Raw genomic sequence first — 17,551 nt, forward strand, 5'->3', positions numbered from 1 at the left:
AGTATGCGATCATTGTTCTAGTCTCTGCATATATCCAGATCTAATACTAAATCCGATTTTGAAAACACATGTTTAGATGAGAAAATCTCAATGGACTCAAACCCTTCTGCCCTCTGCCCTCTGCCCTCTGCCTTCCCCCAACTTTCAATAATTCTCCTGCTCATGCCAGTCTCTAAGTAAGACTGGTTTTTTATTGAATACTGCCCAATTGCGATCGCGTTTTTCTCATGTTGTTTTATCTGAGAGTGCGATCGCTATTAGCTTCTATTTGTTCTGTGCATATTTCAAGATCCAAAACCTATTAGAAATCAACGAGAAAATATCTAACATTAACAAGAACATAGAACAATGAAATTACGTTTTTTAGGTCAAGCTTACTCTGCTTCCGATAATCAAGTTGAAACCGTCGCGACAACACATACTGCTCATTTCTTGGGACAGATTTATACGCCTCGTCGTCCTGTTCAACCCTTTCAATCAAAATTAGGTCTAAGAAAATATCGCGGTATTTCCTATGGTGCTTAGTTTAAGCATTGCTCTTTCTTTAATAATAAATGTTGATGCCAGTCTTATAGTGAGACTGGTTTTTTGATGAAATATTGACCAATCGCGATCGCGCTCTTTCCATTTTATTTTATTTGAGAATGCGATCGCATTTCCTCAGATATTTAGACAATTCGATAGCGCTGCGTTAGTCTTTAAAGTTTTCCCTATATCCCCATCTCCCCATTTCCCCATCTATCTTTTACGAGAATGAAACAGCCCTGCTCCGAGGAAGCAGTGGGGACTAATAATAAAACCGCGTAGCAATGACATAGAGGGGATGAAAAACGCGATCGCCAACACGGTTTTTAACTTTTTACTTAGACAACTAAAGTTTAGTAGCTATAAAATTGCAAACTTTTAGAGCCGATATACAATCCAGAACTATTCTCTCCTTCTGGAAAAGCAGTTACCCCAAAAAGGTAAATACCACCCCTAGCAGGATTTCTTTTTGCTCTAAGCCTTACTGTTACAGTTTCTCCTGGCTGTACAGGTTCATCAAATACAACAGTAATATCATTAGGATTGACAGAGAGATCGCCACCAATATCGGCTAATGCTAAATTGGGGCCTCCAGCAAAACTATCACCCATAAAAGCATTACTCTTATCGAGCGCGAAATTTATATAAACTGGATTATCTCTTTGGGAAACAGTTATCGCTTGCAAAGCTTCATCTGCATTTTCTGGGACTTCAATTGTAAAGTGATAAATTGAAGGACCATTGGGAGACAAATTGGTTGTGGCAGCACGAGTTAACCGAGGAGCAGCTAAAAAGACAGTTTCGTTTTCACCAACTTCAAAAGCGTTGACAGTAGTAGAGAGGTTGGGAATTAATAGACTTAAAGCTAAAGTGCTAGTGACAAGCCCAATTTTTTTTCCTGTAGTCCAAGGAATTTTAGTAATAAGGTGAGACATGATTTTTCATCCTCTAAATTTACTAATACATTGGCATTAACTGGCACGCAATGCTTTTATGCAAGCACATAAAAAATTCTTTTTACAGGCATTTTTATTCTGGTAACGCCAATGTATTTATTAGAGACAAAAAATGTGAGTTTCTTGTGATTTTTCAATATTGCATATCTTTTCTTGCGATCCCTCAGTCAATTTGCAACTTTCAATAAAATATTAATTCATTCATTTTTCTGCCTTCGTTTATCAGAAAATTTCACTTAAATCTAAAGTAAATCCAGGCAAGATATCTTCTCCAGATAGAGTTTGGGGATTAGTTAAAACCTCTACTTGCTGGCCGATTCTGTAAATTTCCACTATTTTCGCTGATGGTTCAATTAACCAACCAAGTTTTACGCCATTATTTAAATACTCTTGCATCTTTAATTGTAAGTCTTCGTATCTCTGATTCTTCAGATCACTAGGGCTAACTAACTCGATAACAAAATCAGGAGCAAGAGGAGGAAAACCCTGTTTTTCTTTTAAGGTTAAAGCATTCCAACGTTCCAATTTAATCCAGCTAACGTCAGGACTTCTTCTCGCACCATTAGGCAAAACAAATACTGTAGAGGAATCAAAAGCTTCTCCCGTACCATCTCGATCTGTCCAAATTCCGATTTGCTGTGTTAGACGACGGTTTTTTCTCCCTGCCTCTCCCCCAGTGGGACTCATGATTATTAATTCTCCATCCTTGGTTAGCTCCATTCGAGCCATCTGTTCAACTTGCGCTAATTGTTCGAATTGCTCTGGGTTCACTCGAAACCCTTTGGGGATCGCAATCGTTTCCATTTTTCTCTTTTCCACTGAGGTCTTTAGACTATTATCTTAACGCTACTGTTGCCTGTTCCCCGTTCCCTGTTCGCGATCCTCACGAGAAAACTTTGCCAGCAAGTCCCAACTAAATAAAATAATGATTATTGATCGATTAATCAATGATTTTCTGTAGTAAGCTAAGTTAATTGTTTATTTCATTGGCAAATGCGTGCACGCCAGAATATAGTTGAAATATTTTCTTCCTTTATCCAGTTTGATTTTGATCGTTTTAGCAATTGGGTGAGTGATCCCCGATTGCTTCGCAGCATGAATCGATGTTTGGCAATAGAGGATCAAGCAAGCCATTCAGAAAACTTTTGGGCAATCTATTGGCATAAAAAATGGTGTAAAGAACCTTCAGGTATTGCTAGAGATCATTTGATTGCCTATTTGCAAGAAGCTTGTTTTTGGTCGAGTCGCAAAACTGTCAGCAATTTTCAAAGTACGCAGTATAGTTTGCCTGATGCCTTTCAAATTGCGATCGCAGGTATTGATAAAGTACTAAAGGGTTTTGATCGCGATCGCGGTTTTAATCTCAAAAGTTATGCGGGCATCACATTTAGCAATCTCATTCGGGAAGTTTTACGCCAGCGCCAAGAAGTTGATATTTGCTCAGAATGGTCACTGCTGCGAAAGTTGAGCAAGAAAAGGCTGACAGAATCTTTGCAGAACGCCGGATTAGCGATAGATAACATTGAAAAATATGTCCTAGCTTGGTCTTGCTTCAAAAATATCTATGTACCCGAGCGTTCTAGCCCAACAAAAAAACTCAGTAAACCCAGTGCGGAAACTTGGGGCGCGATCGCAAATTTATATAATCAGGAAAGTAAACTCCAACTCTCAGCTTCTGGGGAAATAATCGATGCCATTACCATCGAAAAATGGCTCTTAGCCTCAGTCAAAGCCGCGCGGGCTTATCTATACCCCAATGTAACTTCAATCAATCAACCCAAGCCAGGATACGATTCGGGAGAAATTGCCGATAGCTTGGTCGGAGAAGTGGAAGAGTCGTTATTAAGCGATATGATTGTTGAGGAAGAAACCCAACAGCGTAATCAGCAACAAAATCAAGTTCATGATGCTCTACTCGCGGCACTGGATCAGCTTAAACCGGAGGAGCGTCTTTTGCTAGAACTGTATTATGTCCAAGAGCTCAAACAAAGTGACATTGCCAAACAATTAAAGACACAGCAATATAACATTTCCCGTAAACTGTCGCGGGTCAAAAAATCTTTGCTCAAATCTTTAGCGAAATGGAGTAAAGAGACGCTGCATATCTCCTTAACCTCTGACGTACTCAACAACATTAGCGTAATTATAGAGGAGTGGCTCAACAGTCACTACAAAGATAAAACGCAATAAGAAGAATCAGCAAAGCCGTGCCTATTTCCCCAAGAGGAAAGCACTACAATCAGCCAATGTATAACCGCCATGAATATTAACCTCGAACTATTTAACCCAAATCAGCTAGTCACCGAATTGACTTCCACGGTACAGGAAAAAGCTTGGCAAAAGAGCCAAAATGCTGCCACAGCACAAAGTCTTTGGCAGACCTATCTTAACCAATTAACCCTTGATGTCTTGCTCCCTCTTTTCAAGGAAGAACAAGATGAATCAGTAAGATTATGGTTAAATAATCAGACTTTAGGGAATATTTCGGAACTAGTGAATGGCACCGCGATCGTAGTGGGTGATGCCAAAATAATTTTGATTCCCTCCGAGGCAGAAGATCTCGAAGAACTACGAATACCTCAAGAATGGATTGATATTCCTGAATGGAGCGGTAATTATTATTTGGGAGTTCAAGTTAATATCGAAGCGAATTTTGTGAGAGTTTGGGGTTATACGACTCATCAAAAAATTAAAACGACTGCTAACTATGATCATCGCGATCGCAGTTACTCCCTTGATGGCAATGATTTAATTGCTGATCTTAATGCTCTTTGGGTTGCCCGAGAATTATGTCCTGACGAAATCACTCAAGCCGAGATTGCAGCCATTCCAGAATTACTAGAAAATCAGGCAGACAATCTTATACAGCGTTTGGGAAAAAAAGAAAATCTGTTACCGAGATTATCCATCCCTTTTGAGATTTGGTCGGGGTTAATGCAAAATGCGGCTTGGCGGAATAATTTAGTCGAGAAACGTCGTGGAATCACTAGAGTTTCTGTATTGCAATGGTTTCAAGTAGGTTACTCCGACTTCATAGCAGAACTTGGTTGGCGGCAAATCGAATTCCAACCTAATCTCTCGGGGGCTAGGGGCGTGAGCGCAAACCTTGATGCTCCAGTTGCGATCGCCAAAAGACTGACAATTGCTGAGCAACCCTATGAGTTAAAGATAGTCTCTGTAGAACCCGATACTTGGAGATTTGAGTTACGTAGTCTTGCCTTAGGTAGCGTCATTCCTCAAGGGTTGACTTTACGATTGTTGACAGCAACCAGAGAGAGTTTTGTCGGAAATGAAGCTATTGCGAATAAGCCTGTTGAAATGCTTGGTCTGGAAGTTGCTTTAGATGCGGGAGAAAGCTTAATCTGGGAAATCGAACCGACTCCCGATGATTACCAAGCGGAAATTTTAAAGTTTTAACTATTATTTTGAGGCTAAAAAATTCCCTTAGATTCCCAACATCTTGGGAATTATAAACTCATAGTCCCAAAGGTTTTTAATTATTAATAGCTATTTTAGCTCTTGCCTTAATTATTAATAATTTTCTATGATTTTGATCAAAAGATAATATCTTTATAGAGTGTTTACTATATGATATTATGACATTTGTAAACAAATAAACTTTGCTTTCTCAAATAATTGTTATAATTAAGGCGTTAAAGCTTCTTGATGATTTGGACGATTAAAAGACATAGAAATCGATGGAATCGGTATTGCTGAAAAAAAGTCAGTGAACAATATCGCCCTTGCTCAGGTTCTATAGCACAAGCATCTCAAGTAATCGCAACAGGCTGGAGGTTGAAATGGCAAGTTTGGCAGGCAGATTATTTTGGTTTTGGCCGAGTAAATAACAGAGAATTTTGCAGAGGTGGATTTGTTTTGCAAACTTGGCTGGCAAGATAAAAAACAGAAAAATCTTAACTTCGGAAACTATAGCATTTCTCAGATTAAGTAAGATACAGTTTGTTGTTCCCTATTCCCGAAAGCAGAGTCTTTTGTATCTTGCGAATGAAAGAAGGGCTATACCAAGCAAGCGCGACTTTCACTCTCTACAAATCCTCCCTTCAAGATTAAGACTCAATTAAATTCGAAATGGAAGGGTGAGAAATTATGACAACTCAAACTCAAATTATTACGATTAACACTGATAATAACGGGGATGATGTTATCGATTCTCGTAAATCTGAAACCAAAACTTATGATGGAAGAGGAAATCTATTAGTTGGTGTTGAGGAATCTGATACAAACGGTGACGGTATTGTTGAATATCGCAATTCCACTACCAACACCTATGATGTCAGAGGCAATCTTTTAACCAGTCTCTATGAATTTGATTCTGGTGCGAATGGTAGCATTGAGCGGCGTGATTTAGTTACTAATACCTATGACAGAAGGGGGAATCAACTAACTAGCGTTCAGGAATATGATTTCGATTTTGACAATATCATTGATCAGCGTGATTTAGTTACTAACACCTATGACAGAAGAGGCAATCAACTAACTAATCTTTTTGAAAGAGATTCCAATGCTGATGATATCATCGATTTTCGTAGGATCGACACTTACACTTATGACAGCAGAGGCAATCAACTAACTCATATCTATGAAGATGATTCCAATGGTGATCATGTCATTGATAAGCGCGATTTAACGACTAACACCTACGACAGAAGAGGCAATCAACTAACTAGTCTTCTTGAAGTAGATTCCAATGCTGATGATGTCATTGATTTTCGCAATGTCAGAACCAATACTTATGACAGACGAGGTAATCAACTAACTAGTGTTGATGAATATGATTACGATGCTAACGGCATCATTGATTTTCGTGCTACTTTCACCAACACCTACAATAGAAGAGGCAATCAATTAACTAATCTGATTGAGGTAGATCCCAATGCCGATGGTATTATCGATTCTCGTGATTTAACGACTAATACTTATGATATCTGGGGTAATCAACTCACTCGTATTCGTGAATCCGATCCCAATGCCGATGGTATTATCGACTCTCGCGATTTAACGACTAATACTTATGATATTTGGGGTAATCAACTAACTAGTATTAGTGAATATGATGAGGGTGTCAATGGTACTATCGATTCTATTCGTTCTGAAACCAATACCTATGACATATGGGGTAATCAACTAACTAACATTATTGAACGGGATTCCAATGCTGATGGGACCATCGATTATCGTCGAGAAATAATCTATGAATATTTAGATGGTAGTCAATCGGTAATCGGTGCTCTGACTTTTTCTGCTGGAATTAATGACTACAATAATAGTCCGATTTTCGAGATCGAAAATGATAATTCGCTCCTTGCTACCGAAGATCTTGATTTCATAACCAATATCTCTGAATTTATCTGAATATAAGACAGAGATGAATGAGAAAAAAATATAGCAAGCAATTCCAATTCTATTCGTAAACAGTTACTTCTTTATCGGTGACTGTTTTTCTTAAATAAAACTAATTTGGTATGTCTTAGATAGTAAAATGTGATAATAATTTAAGTTTTAATTCTGACTTAACTAGACATGATGGATATTACGATAACAGGAAAGATTGAAAAAAAAGGATTTGGTTTTGGGGTTTGGGCATTAGTGACACCAGAGGGGACTACCTACGAGTTAAAAGAGATCCCAGAAATATTGCGCCAAGATATTGACAGAGTAAAGATTAAAGGAAAAATTAGGGAAGATATTCTGACAATTTCAATGATTGGGCCTGTATTAGAGATTGAATCATTTAAAATTATCTAAGTCATCTTCCTACTTCCCAATTCACAATCCCTAATCTCTAGTTCTCCATCATTTAGAAACAAAATTAGCAAAGCTTAATTCGTTAATCTTGTTCCATTGGGATATTAAAGAGCGAAATTCATCCCATTGCTGATATATTTCCTTAAAACTGGCGTTATCTGCGGCGTTTTCTTCATAAATCTCAAAAGCTGCTTTTTGGGCTGCGGCTAAGATATTTGGACTATAGGCAACTAATTCAGTTCCATTGTCTAATAACCTAGTTAAAGCTTCCCGATTCAAGGCATCGTATTGAGATAGCATATTGAGATTTGCTTCCATGGCCGCGGTTTTGAAAACTTCCTGATATTCTGGGGGCAAACTATCCCATTTTGATTTATTGACCTGAACTTCCAGGGTGGCTCCAGGTTCCCACCAACCAGGATAATAATAATAAGGAGCAGCTTTATTTAATCCCAACTTTTCGTCATCATAGGGGCCCACCCATTCAGCAGCATCAATAGCTCCGCGATCTAAAGCTAAGAAAATTTCTCCACCAGGCAAAACCTGCACATTGACTCCCAGACGAGACATTACTTTTCCCCCTAACCCAGGAATTCGCATTTTTAAGCCTTGAAGGTCGTCAAGAGATTGAACTTTCTTCTTAAACCAGCCTCCCATTTGCGCTCCCGTATTACCAGCAGGAAAATTGATGATATTAAAATCGGCATAGATTTTATGCATCGCTTCTAGCCCACCACCATGATATAACCAAGCATTTTGTTGCTGGGCAGTTAGACCAAAAGGCATGGAAGTTCCAAAAGCTAAAGCAGAATTTTTCCCTACATAATAATAGCTAGCGGTATGACCGCATTCGACTGTACCGTTTTGTACGGCATCTAAGACTTCCAATCCTGGAACGATTTCCCCTGCGGCATAGGGTGTGATCGTAAATTTGCCTCCAGTCATGGCAGAAACGCGATCGCATACTGTTTGAGCACCACCAAATATAGTATCTAGGGACTTAGGCCAACTTGTGACCATCTGCCATTTTATGGTGGGAAGGCTACCACTCGTGACACTAGAATTACTACTGGGTTGACTGCAAGCGGCTAATACAGTGGCTGTAGTTGTACCTACAGCAAGATTGGAAAGTAATTGTCTGCGCTTCATAGTGATTGCTTTTAAGAATTTTTGTAGTAATTAATACGAACACAAATCCAATATAGCTTTTAGTTTAAAAATTATGATTAGTCATACTGAAGTAGAATCTGATAGTTAATCATGGTAATTACTGAAATGTTGCATTTTAAATATTCCAGCTTAATTAATGCTTCGGTAGAAAATGTCTGGCGTTTTTATGAGCGTCCAGATATTCTGGAGTTGCTCACTCCTCCTTGGCAACCGGTAAAAATTATCCGTCGTGAAGGGGGGTTGGGTGTCGGTGCAATTAGCGAATTCCGGATTAATCTGGGTTTCATTCCTGTAAAATGGGTTGCCAAACATATCGAATGTCAACCCAACGCTTTATTTATTGACGAACAAATAGAAGGCCCGATGAAATCTTGGACTCATCGACATCAGTTTGAAAATGTCAAAGGACAAACTAAACTCATAGATGCGATCGCCTATGAATTACCAGGGGGCTGGTTAGCTGAACTTCTTTTGGGTTGGTGGGTGAAAGCTCGTTTACAAGATATGTTTCGCTATCGTCATGAGGTGACAAAAAAAGAATGCGAAGAAACTAAGGTACAAGAATAAAAATCATGATTCTCCCAAATACATCGTCGCTACAGTGATTTTACTAACTGTTTTTTTATCAATTAAAAATGACTGGTTATTATTGTTTAGTGATGGCAAATGGTGTCGATTTGGCAAAAGGACAACTGCTGTAATTAGAGCTGAACATCCTAGTAAGGTTGGCCAGTAAATTAGCTTGGGAATAATATTATCTTCATAATTAATCCACTTTAAAATTAAATTATTTTCTGTATTGATCCGAGAAAATATATAAGAATTCACAGAAACTCCCAGCAAATTAACATACATTAAAGGATAGAAAAATTCAAGATAGACAATCCTAGAACCAGCAAATTGTTCTCTAATTTGAACTTGAGAAAGCAACACCACAAAAAACAATCCCGCACAAACTTCAATCACATCACTAGTATTCAGCCCAAACAATGATGATTGTTCTTCGTTTTTAGTAATCATCATCAAAGTTGCAAAAACAAGACAAGCAATGATAATTAAAGGTAAAATATAAATAACAAAAGAATTGAAGAAATGTCTTTTTATTACTATATTAAAATATAGCTCTGGTTGATTGTCAAAACGTTCTTCTGTAAAACCAAAATTGGTATTATAACTTTGCTTTCTATAGTCAAAAAAAGTCTCTAATAGTTCCCAATGATCTAACACGATTTTTTGATCATAACCAAAGGCATCGTTCAATTCTGTTGATTTATATGAGTCAAAACTGGGCACTAAAATAGTTTTTCTCTCGAAATCTCGACTCCAGAAGCGAATCCAAACTACTTTATGATCGAAGGGGTATTTTGAATAATCAAATAGCTGTTTTAAGGTCGTTTCAAAATACCAACCAATGACTTCTTTGTTATCTTTTGTATGATCTCGATAGGCAAAAGTTGGGTCAATATTATCGCCACTGTTAACTGCTTCAGGGAGAATAAATCCCACAGGAATTTCATCACCTGGAATATCTTTATATTGGGAGCGATCATAAATTTGCCAAATATAACCAGTGACATTAACTTCAGTCGAGTTATTAAATTTCAGGGATTCAATAAAAACTCCTGTGGGGATTCGCTTGGTGGGAAGATTAGAAAAATTAGCCAACAAATATTTATCGACTTCGGTTTTATTGCTCAATTCATTCTCATTAGGTTGATATTTTCTGGTTGTGTGCAACCACATAGAACCAATTAACACCAAAAATAAAAGAGAAATAGAATTAGAAATTTTCCACCATTTTTCCTTATTCATCCTGAATTCTCTATAGGTTATTAACGATTTCCCTTAATGCTGATTTTAGTTCAGGATATCGAAACTGAAAACCCAGGGTTTGAGCTTTTTTGGGTAATACTTTTTGTCCTTCAAGTACTACAATTGCCCCATCTCCTAAAAGTAATTCCAAGGCAAATTCGGGAACAGGCAGCCAGGAGGGACGGTTCATTGCTTCCCCAAACTGTTGACAAAATTTGCTCATTTTTACTGGATTAGGCGAAGTAGCGTTATATACTCCCGACATTTGCTCATTAGTGACGGCTTCAACCAGCATATTTACCAAATCATCGCGATGAATCCAAGAAAACCATTGTCTTCCAGTGCCAATTGGCCCACCAGCAAATAATTTGAAGGGGCTAATCATTTTGGCTAAGGCTCCACCACCATTGGCCAACACAATCCCGACACGGATAATTGCTAAGCGGACTCCGAATTCTTCAACTTTAGTGGCTTCCGCTTCCCATTTTTGGCAGACTTCTGCTAAAAAATCCTTTCCTGAAGGACTAGTTTCTTCAAAGGTTGCGGTTTCACTAGTGCCGTAATAGCCAATAGCTGAGCCACTAATGAGGACTTGGGGCTTGACTGCCGCTTTTGCGATCGCTTCAACAATTTTCCTAGTTCCTAATTGTCGACTCTCAAGGATTTCCTGTTTCAACTGAGTTGTCCAGCGTTCGGCGATCGGCTCTCCTGCTAAATTGATGACAGCGTCACAACCGGAGATAGATTCTTGCCATTCTCCCGACTCTTTTGGTGTATAACCGACAAATTCTACATTAGGAAAAGTTAACCCGGGAAAAATCTTTTGTGCTCTGACTAAGTTGCGAGTTAAGACGATTATCTGGTGGTTTTCTGCATTTAGTTTTTGGACTAAACGACTACCAACAAATCCTGTTGCTCCTGTAATTGCTATTTTCACGCTTGATGACTCAAAAAATTTTGTACCTAGAAACCAAGGGTCATTTTACACTTATTACTCATTACTCATTACTTATTACTCATTACTTCCGCTTGCAAATAGTTAATAAACTGTCTGGCAGTGCGTCCCGATCTACCATTGTGGCGAGTTGCCCATTGTTTGGCCCGAAATTCTAATTCCTGCTTGGCGATCGCAATTTTGGCTTTTTGCGCTAGATGATGCACAATTTGCAGATAGGTATCTTGATTGGCTGGTTCAAAAGTTAGAGTCAAGCCAAAGCGATCGCTAAAGGATAATTTCTCTTGTACTGTATCCCAATTATGAATCTCATCACTATCTTGAGGTCGTGGGCGATCGTCAAAGAATTCCCGAATTAGATGTCTGCGATTGCTCGTCGCATAAACAACTGTATTGGTTGCTTTCGCTGTCACATTGCCTTCGAGGACTACTTTTAAAGCTTTAAACGCATCGTCGTCTTCCTCAAAGGAAAGATCATCAACGAAAATGATAAATTTCTGGGGGATATCTCGAATTTGGGAAACTATCTGAGGAAGATGTTGTAGTTGGGACTTAGTGACTTCAATTAGTCTCAATCCGCGATCGCTATATTTAGATAAAAGAGCTTTAACCAAAGAAGACTTCCCAGAACCCCGGCTACCGTAAAGCAAAACGTTTAAGGCTGCATATCCGTCCAAGAGAAATTCGGTATTTTTAACTAAAGTTGCTTTCTGGTCTTCGTAACCGACGATTTCGTCTAGACTGATCGGATCAGGGCAAGGAATGCCTTGTAATTGTTTATCTTGCCAAGTAAGAGCGCGATAGCGAGCAAAAATACCTGTGCCATGTTTGCGATAATAGATTGCTAGTTCTTTTAAAGTTTCGCTCCAATTTTCGTGATCATCAAAAAAGCTAAGAGAAGCAACCTCTTGTTGCCAAGCAATAATCGTATCGTGATATTGAGATGCTTTTTGTACTGATTTCACAATTTGTTCGGTACGGCATTGATAAATTCTTTGGAGAATTGTCAGATCATGTTTAGCGGCTTCAATTAGAGACGGAGAAATCTCGTCTAAAGATCTAGTTTGAACTTGTTTGCTAAAAGGATTGTCGTCTAACAATATTTGTTGGACTAAATAGTCTCGCCAGGAAAGATTAACTAAAGCCAAAGTATTGAACCATTTACTATAGGCTTGCAAACAAGTAATAGAGGTTGGTCGGTTAAGATTAACTTCGCTACTGAATGTGTAGAGATTGTTGAGCAGATTGAGATAGGCTTCGCCGACAGGGTTTTGCAACACCGACTGATAAATCAGCAGGGAGGCAGTTTGTTGCAGCAAAAATTTACTATCGGCAAATAATTTAGTCATTTTTATTTAAGATTTTTAGGATCTTTTACTTGTTCGCTCCAACGTTTTTTTTGGCTGGGCTTTTGGGATGAATTTACAACCTCTCTTTCACTTTCTAGTTGCTGTTTTTGTAAATCGGCAAAGACGGCTTTCAAATCATGATTGAATGAACGAGAGTACTCTTCACGAATTTTGTGGATTTCCTCGACAATTTGATCATGAAACATCATTAACCTCCAAGAAGTTAATAGGGTGTACAAAGAAGTCGAAATCTTGTCATTAGGCTGGCTTTACTTTAGCGCTTTTCGCTTCATTTTCTTTGAAACAAGGATATAATTGATCAATTCTAATGACAACATTAGATTCATAACTTTAATTTAAATAGTGATATCAAGGTCAACTACAACAAACACATTGCTTTGGCTAATAGTTTTTTTGGGGAATCTAACACAAAGCGATCGCGGCTTCTCAATCGAAGTTCGCAAAATTAGTAATTTAGAACTTTTTAATTATTCGGTTTCATGATGACAATACCATAAGCCTTGGGATCAAGATATCTTTGGGCTGCGGTTTGCAAAGCCTGAGCATCGATCGCCTGAATACGTTGGGGATAGTTTAATGCTGGGGCAAGATCCTGTAACTGGGAATAATAATAACCATAAAGATTAGCGCGATCGCTGGGTCTTTCATTAGCAAAGATAAAGCGATTAGCAACTTGTGTGCGAATTCTCGCAATATCTTTTTCGGCAATCAGTTCGGTTTGTAATTGCTGAATTTGATTCGCGATCGCCTTTTCCACTTCGGCAATATTCTCTGTCGGCAGCTGAGCTGAGATATAAAAAACACCCTGTTGAGTTTGAGTCATGTTACTAACTCCTACTTGAGTGACTAATCCTTTTTCTTCACGAAGCTCTCTAAATAACCGAGACACTCTACCTTGACCCAAAATCACCGCCAAAATATCCAATGCATAGGTTTGTGCCAGCTCAATCATTCCTGGAACGCGCCACATCATTACCATGCGAGCTTGTTGTAAACTACTATCGGTAGATTCATGACGAACAATAGATTTAAAAGCAGTCTCTGGATCAGGCAAAGATTGGGTCGTAGATTTCCCTAAATCAGTGTCATTTTGATAATGCTGCTCAAAACCTTGGGTAACAATGTCAATCAACTCGTCCACGGGTAAATTTCCCACTACGGCCGCTGTCATCGAGGATGGTTGGTACCAATGGCCATGGAAATCCTTCATTTGTTGCGATCGCAGATTGGCAATTACTTCCGCAGGGCCTAAAACACGACGACGATAGGGCAAATTCTCAAAACAAGTTTCCATCGCCTGATAATAAGTACGACGACGGGGATTATCATCAGAACGACGAATCTCTTCTAAGACAACTAGTTTTTCTCGCTCAAATGCCTCATGCTCTAAGCTGGGGTTGAGCACCACATCTAGTTGCAGAGGAGCAAGCTGGGCAAAATCTTTGGGAGCTGTAGTGATGTAGTAATGGGTATAGTCCTGACTAGTTGCCGCGTTAGTTACCGCGCCTCTTTCTTCGATTAATTGCTCGAATTCTCCTATTCCCAGGTTTGAAGTACCTTTAAACACCATATGCTCCAAAAAATGAGCCATCCCATTAATTTCATCAGATTCTTTAGTCGAACCAACATTCAACCAGACATTAAGATTTACTGCTTCTACTGGCATTTGTTCGGCAATAATAGTTAAACCATTAGGCAGTTGGTGAATGGTCGGTGCGTTAAGTTGCGGTTTTGTCACTAAAGTTGATGTCATTATTTTATCAAAGAAATACTTATTGGTTGATTATAAAACACTTGATTTATCTTATCTTTGCTCCATCGTGACACAATATCAATCATTTTTCCTGATCCCCCATCCCTCATCCCTCATCCCTCATCCCTCATCCCTTACCCCTAATCCCTCATCTTGGCAATATTTCCACTGTGTATGGGCTTCCCGTAATAATGCGATCGCCTCTTCATAGGTATCAACACAATTAGGAATTCTCATGTCTGCGGGATCTGCCATTGGAGGATCGACTTCGACAGTATATTTTTGTGCCCAAACCGCCAATTCTTTCCACATTTCTCCGACTGTAATAAAGGGAGTAGCATGGAGTTTTCGAACTTGCAGTAATTGCCAGATCATAAAGGTTTCCAAAGCTGTGCCAATGCCTCCTGGTAGTACCACAAAAGCATCAGAGGCAATTACAAAGTGATGCAGTCGAGAAAAGAAAGTCTTGTGTAGATAAACTTCTTCCACAAAGGGATTAGCCTGTTGCTCGAATCCTAAATCGATACGGATTCCAATCGATTGGGTGAGATTTTCCGGGTCGGCAATCACACTGCCTTCATTCGCTGCTTGCATCAAACCAGGGCCACCTCCAGTGATGATATCGCAGCCCATAATTGTCAGTTGTTCTGCTAGGTAGCGAACTCCATTATACATACTAGTTCCTGGCTGAATGCGTGCTGAGCCAAAGATGGTAACTCGATAGCGCTCTCTTTTGGGAGGTCGAATACTGCTCAATTTATTGACCGTATCCCAAAGATTCAGCAATGTATCATGAATTACTTCAAAGGCCGCTTCAGAGTCGGCAATATTTACTGTGTCGGGGGCTGGGGTGAGATTACATTCTGGTTTTGGCGATCGCTGTTGACTGTTCATGGGTGGAAAACGTGAGTTTGATGAGTACAAAATTTACTAGTTCTGAATAAGGATTTGGGGATTTAGGGATTTGGGGATTTAGGGAAAAGCCTATTACTTCATTGTTAAACTTGGAAAATTTAATCAAAAATAAAATTCGTCGAACTCCTAGGAAACAAATTGTTTCTCTCGGACATAACGAAGCAAATTTGTTGGATGCTGACGTTGGAAAACGAATAAGTTGGGTTGGTTATCTTCTTTCATCCTACTCAGCAATCCTAGTAGACGTGTGAATAAGCTATCTATGTAACAAAGAGCAAAAAGTCGATAGATCAATACTCATTACTTATTACTCATTACTTCCGCGAAGCGGCACTACTCTCCATGACATTTCTTATATTTTTTCCCGCTTCCACACCAACAATCATCATTCCGTTTGGGAATTAGATCGGGTAAAACCTCACCTTCTAAATAGAGCCACTTGCCTGCGATTTTAATGAACTTGGAGCGTTCATGGAGTTGCTGAATTTTATCGGTTTGAAAGACTGCCATAAATTCTACATAGGCAATCTTATCGGTCTTTTTTCCTTGACTCGCATCAATAATATTTAAACCTAGCCAACTAGTGTTTTTCATACTATTGGCGATCGCCAGTCGTTTTTGCTCGTTATCAGTTCGCTTATCAGGATGATGGGTGGCAATCAAATAATCAACATCTTTCCGGCAAAAAGCAGTGTAGCGCGATCGCATTAGTTGCTCTGCGGTTGTGGGCAATTTTTTTCCTGATAAGTATAGTCCGCAGCAATATTGATATTTTTTGCGACTTTGGCAGGGACAAAGTTGATTGGTGTTCACGATTAGAGGGTAATGGGTAATGGGTGAAACTTGAATTATCTTAAAGTTGGTGAGTTTAAGTTAGCAGATTCGATAGAATTGATGAAAGATCTCGACATCAGATTCAACATGTTTTCTGCAATCAAAACTACGGTGCAAGTCTTCTTGGGATTGGGATTAACCAGCATCCTTGCCAGTCCTGCTTGGGGAAATTTGTCCTTAGAAGAAATTAATGCGATCGCCAGACAAACAACTGTGGTAATCGCTCCTGGCCTAACTCCCGACCTGGTTTCCGAGCTAGAAGCTAATCGCAATAATCCTTTGGCTAGTAAAAAGAATGCTGATGGGGTCTGGAATCCCGGCTCAGGGGTCATTGTTGCTCGGAGAAAGAATACCTACTATGCCCTAACGGTAACCCACAACTTCAAGCAGAGATATTTAGAGCAAAATATTCCCTATGGAATTCGCACTAGTGATGGCGAGGTGCATCCGATTTCCGAGGTCAATGATCGTCGAAATTGCCCACTGCAAGAACGCATAGAGATCCAAAAATTAATTCGTTTTGGTTGCTATTCTATAACCATTCCGAATAGATTGGCGGGAACGGATCTGGCGATCGTAAGTTTTGAAAGCAAAAATGAATATCCGATCGCCTCAGTGGGGGATGCTGATCGCGTTGCCATTGGCGATCAGGTTTATATTTCGGGCTGGCCAGATCCTGAAAAGGAAAAAGATCCGACAACAGGGGTTTGTAAAGGAAAAGTCGCTCGTCGCAAACGTCGTTTGGCCTGGACTCCTGTCACTAGAAAAATTGCGACCGCTCAAAGCGAAAATGGCTATAACCTGTTTTATTTTGATCTGACTCGTCCTGGAATGAGTGGCGGTCCCGTTTTTGATAGTGAAGGTTATGTTGTGGGGATTCATGGGCGCGGTTCGGCTGATAAAGGAAAGTTGGTCAGGCAATATTGTTCGCTGGAATTGGCAGAGACAAATCGACAAGCATTGGAGTCGGGAGATTTGGAGTCCAATGAGGTTCAGGACTTGGTGCAGGCAGCGGTTAATTATACTGCTCCCGTCTTGCATTCCCAATTTAGTAGCGGCCAAAACACAGGAAATTTCTGGTCTTTGTGGCAAGAGCTGGGAATCAATTTGAAGTTACTCTTTAATGAGCAAGCACCAACCAGAGATTTTATCAATTCTGGCTTGACCGCGCTGAGTCAAGACAATACAACTAGTGGCGTTTTGGATGTCGATGTGAGGGAAGATATCACCGGAGCGATCGAATTAGAAGCTCCCCAGGATGTTATCGAAGATATTTATAGTGGTTTTTCGCTAAAAAATATGATTCGAGATGAACCTTCTCCTGGATGCGGCTTTTTGCTCTTAGGTGATCCTTGCAAAAAATTATAATTATCCTTGAATTTTTGGCGTTGCTGATTTAAAACATGAAAGAATTTTGGACTAATCTTCTTTGCTTCTTTCTTTGCGTCTTTGCGCCTTTGCGCGAAACGAATTCATATCTGGATTCAGCAACGCC

General features: G+C 39.4%; 17 protein-coding genes. 7 read left to right on the forward strand and 10 right to left on the reverse strand.

Annotated features, from left to right (window positions below):
* Window positions 1-348: 348 nt before the first annotated feature.
* On the forward strand, window positions 349-525 hold the full coding sequence (locus tag XEN7305_RS27370; protein WP_006508002.1) for a DUF4278 domain-containing protein: 177 nt from the start codon (window positions 349-351) through the stop codon (window positions 523-525).
* A 353-nt stretch (window positions 526-878) separates the two neighbouring features.
* Here XEN7305_RS27370 and XEN7305_RS03715 read toward each other — a convergent pair whose 3' ends face one another.
* Window positions 879-1,460, reverse strand: a complete 582-nt coding sequence (locus tag XEN7305_RS03715) for a DUF2808 domain-containing protein (protein ID WP_006508003.1) — start codon at window positions 1,458-1,460, stop codon at window positions 879-881.
* 243 nt (window positions 1,461-1,703) lie between these two features.
* Window positions 1,704-2,285, reverse strand: coding sequence for a Uma2 family endonuclease (locus XEN7305_RS03720; protein WP_006508004.1), 582 nt, complete (start codon window positions 2,283-2,285; stop codon window positions 1,704-1,706).
* A gap of 189 nt (window positions 2,286-2,474) precedes the next feature.
* Between XEN7305_RS03720 and XEN7305_RS03725 the strand changes: the two genes are divergently transcribed.
* The 4 genes from XEN7305_RS03725 to XEN7305_RS03740 all read left to right on the forward strand — a co-directional run bounded on the left by XEN7305_RS03725 (window position 2,475) and on the right by XEN7305_RS03740 (window position 7,247).
* A complete protein-coding gene (locus tag XEN7305_RS03725) occupies window positions 2,475-3,671 on the forward strand; it encodes a sigma-70 family RNA polymerase sigma factor (protein ID WP_006508005.1) in 1,197 nt (398 codons plus the stop codon).
* Window positions 3,672-3,740: 69 nt separating this feature from the next.
* Complete coding sequence (locus XEN7305_RS03730) at window positions 3,741-4,898, forward strand: DUF1822 family protein (RefSeq protein WP_006508006.1); 1,158 nt, start codon at window positions 3,741-3,743, stop codon at window positions 4,896-4,898.
* Between the two features lie 690 nt (window positions 4,899-5,588).
* A complete protein-coding gene (locus XEN7305_RS03735) occupies window positions 5,589-6,854 on the forward strand; it encodes a hypothetical protein (RefSeq protein ID WP_006508007.1) in 1,266 nt (421 codons plus the stop codon).
* Window positions 6,855-7,025: 171 nt separating this feature from the next.
* Window positions 7,026-7,247, forward strand: coding sequence for a hypothetical protein (locus XEN7305_RS03740; protein ID WP_040896660.1), 222 nt, complete (start codon window positions 7,026-7,028; stop codon window positions 7,245-7,247).
* Between the two features lie 48 nt (window positions 7,248-7,295).
* On the opposite strand, the gene dctP is transcribed toward XEN7305_RS03740, so the two are convergent.
* A complete protein-coding gene (gene dctP / locus XEN7305_RS03745; protein WP_006508009.1) occupies window positions 7,296-8,396 on the reverse strand; it encodes a TRAP transporter substrate-binding protein DctP in 1,101 nt (366 codons plus the stop codon).
* 126 nt (window positions 8,397-8,522) lie between these two features.
* Between dctP and XEN7305_RS03750 the strand changes: the two genes are divergently transcribed.
* Window positions 8,523-8,984, forward strand: coding sequence for an SRPBCC family protein (locus XEN7305_RS03750; protein ID WP_040896668.1), 462 nt, complete (start codon window positions 8,523-8,525; stop codon window positions 8,982-8,984).
* Window positions 8,985-8,987: 3 nt separating this feature from the next.
* On the opposite strand, the gene XEN7305_RS03755 is transcribed toward XEN7305_RS03750, so the two are convergent.
* The 7 genes from XEN7305_RS03755 to XEN7305_RS03785 form a co-directional block, all read right to left on the reverse strand.
* Window positions 8,988-10,229, reverse strand: a complete 1,242-nt coding sequence (locus XEN7305_RS03755; RefSeq protein WP_006508011.1) for a hypothetical protein — start codon at window positions 10,227-10,229, stop codon at window positions 8,988-8,990.
* Window positions 10,230-10,239: 10 nt separating this feature from the next.
* A complete protein-coding gene (locus tag XEN7305_RS03760; RefSeq protein ID WP_006508012.1) occupies window positions 10,240-11,166 on the reverse strand; it encodes a TIGR01777 family oxidoreductase in 927 nt (308 codons plus the stop codon).
* Window positions 11,167-11,234: 68 nt separating this feature from the next.
* On the reverse strand, window positions 11,235-12,533 hold the full coding sequence (locus XEN7305_RS03765) for an ATP-binding protein (protein WP_006508013.1): 1,299 nt from the start codon (window positions 12,531-12,533) through the stop codon (window positions 11,235-11,237).
* Window positions 12,534-12,535: 2 nt separating this feature from the next.
* Window positions 12,536-12,739: a hypothetical protein gene (locus XEN7305_RS03770; protein ID WP_006508014.1), complete on the reverse strand. Its 204-nt coding sequence runs from the start codon at window positions 12,737-12,739 to the stop codon at window positions 12,536-12,538.
* 278 nt (window positions 12,740-13,017) lie between these two features.
* Window positions 13,018-14,307: a pitrilysin family protein gene (locus XEN7305_RS03775; RefSeq protein WP_006508015.1), complete on the reverse strand. Its 1,290-nt coding sequence runs from the start codon at window positions 14,305-14,307 to the stop codon at window positions 13,018-13,020.
* A 120-nt stretch (window positions 14,308-14,427) separates the two neighbouring features.
* Window positions 14,428-15,201, reverse strand: coding sequence for an LOG family protein (locus tag XEN7305_RS03780; protein ID WP_006508016.1), 774 nt, complete (start codon window positions 15,199-15,201; stop codon window positions 14,428-14,430).
* A 354-nt stretch (window positions 15,202-15,555) separates the two neighbouring features.
* A complete protein-coding gene (locus XEN7305_RS03785) occupies window positions 15,556-16,035 on the reverse strand; it encodes a YchJ family protein (RefSeq protein WP_040896663.1) in 480 nt (159 codons plus the stop codon).
* A gap of 108 nt (window positions 16,036-16,143) precedes the next feature.
* Between XEN7305_RS03785 and XEN7305_RS03790 the strand changes: the two genes are divergently transcribed.
* Window positions 16,144-17,424: a serine protease gene (locus tag XEN7305_RS03790; protein ID WP_006508018.1), complete on the forward strand. Its 1,281-nt coding sequence runs from the start codon at window positions 16,144-16,146 to the stop codon at window positions 17,422-17,424.
* The last annotated feature ends 127 nt before the right edge of the window (window positions 17,425-17,551 follow it).

Origin of the sequence: Xenococcus sp. PCC 7305, assembly GCF_000332055.1 — a bacterium.
GTDB lineage: Bacteria > Cyanobacteriota > Cyanobacteriia > Cyanobacteriales > Xenococcaceae > Xenococcus.

Coding starts and splice junctions, on each gene's coding strand:
- XEN7305_RS27370 (WP_006508002.1), top strand. CDS start 349: ATGAAATTACGTTTTTTAGGTCAAGCTTACTCTGCTTCCGATAATCAA.
- XEN7305_RS03715 (WP_006508003.1), bottom strand. CDS start 1,460: ATGTCTCACCTTATTACTAAAATTCCTTGGACTACAGGAAAAAAAATT.
- XEN7305_RS03720 (WP_006508004.1), bottom strand. CDS start 2,285: ATGGAAACGATTGCGATCCCCAAAGGGTTTCGAGTGAACCCAGAGCAA.
- XEN7305_RS03725 (WP_006508005.1), top strand. CDS start 2,475: ATGCGTGCACGCCAGAATATAGTTGAAATATTTTCTTCCTTTATCCAG.
- XEN7305_RS03730 (WP_006508006.1), top strand. CDS start 3,741: ATGAATATTAACCTCGAACTATTTAACCCAAATCAGCTAGTCACCGAA.
- XEN7305_RS03735 (WP_006508007.1), top strand. CDS start 5,589: ATGACAACTCAAACTCAAATTATTACGATTAACACTGATAATAACGGG.
- XEN7305_RS03740 (WP_040896660.1), top strand. CDS start 7,026: ATGGATATTACGATAACAGGAAAGATTGAAAAAAAAGGATTTGGTTTT.
- dctP (WP_006508009.1), bottom strand. CDS start 8,396: ATGAAGCGCAGACAATTACTTTCCAATCTTGCTGTAGGTACAACTACA.
- XEN7305_RS03750 (WP_040896668.1), top strand. CDS start 8,523: ATGTTGCATTTTAAATATTCCAGCTTAATTAATGCTTCGGTAGAAAAT.
- XEN7305_RS03755 (WP_006508011.1), bottom strand. CDS start 10,229: ATGAATAAGGAAAAATGGTGGAAAATTTCTAATTCTATTTCTCTTTTA.
- XEN7305_RS03765 (WP_006508013.1), bottom strand. CDS start 12,533: ATGACTAAATTATTTGCCGATAGTAAATTTTTGCTGCAACAAACTGCC.
- XEN7305_RS03770 (WP_006508014.1), bottom strand. CDS start 12,739: ATGTTTCATGATCAAATTGTCGAGGAAATCCACAAAATTCGTGAAGAG.
- XEN7305_RS03775 (WP_006508015.1), bottom strand. CDS start 14,307: ATGACATCAACTTTAGTGACAAAACCGCAACTTAACGCACCGACCATT.
- XEN7305_RS03780 (WP_006508016.1), bottom strand. CDS start 15,201: ATGAACAGTCAACAGCGATCGCCAAAACCAGAATGTAATCTCACCCCA.
- XEN7305_RS03790 (WP_006508018.1), top strand. CDS start 16,144: ATGTTTTCTGCAATCAAAACTACGGTGCAAGTCTTCTTGGGATTGGGA.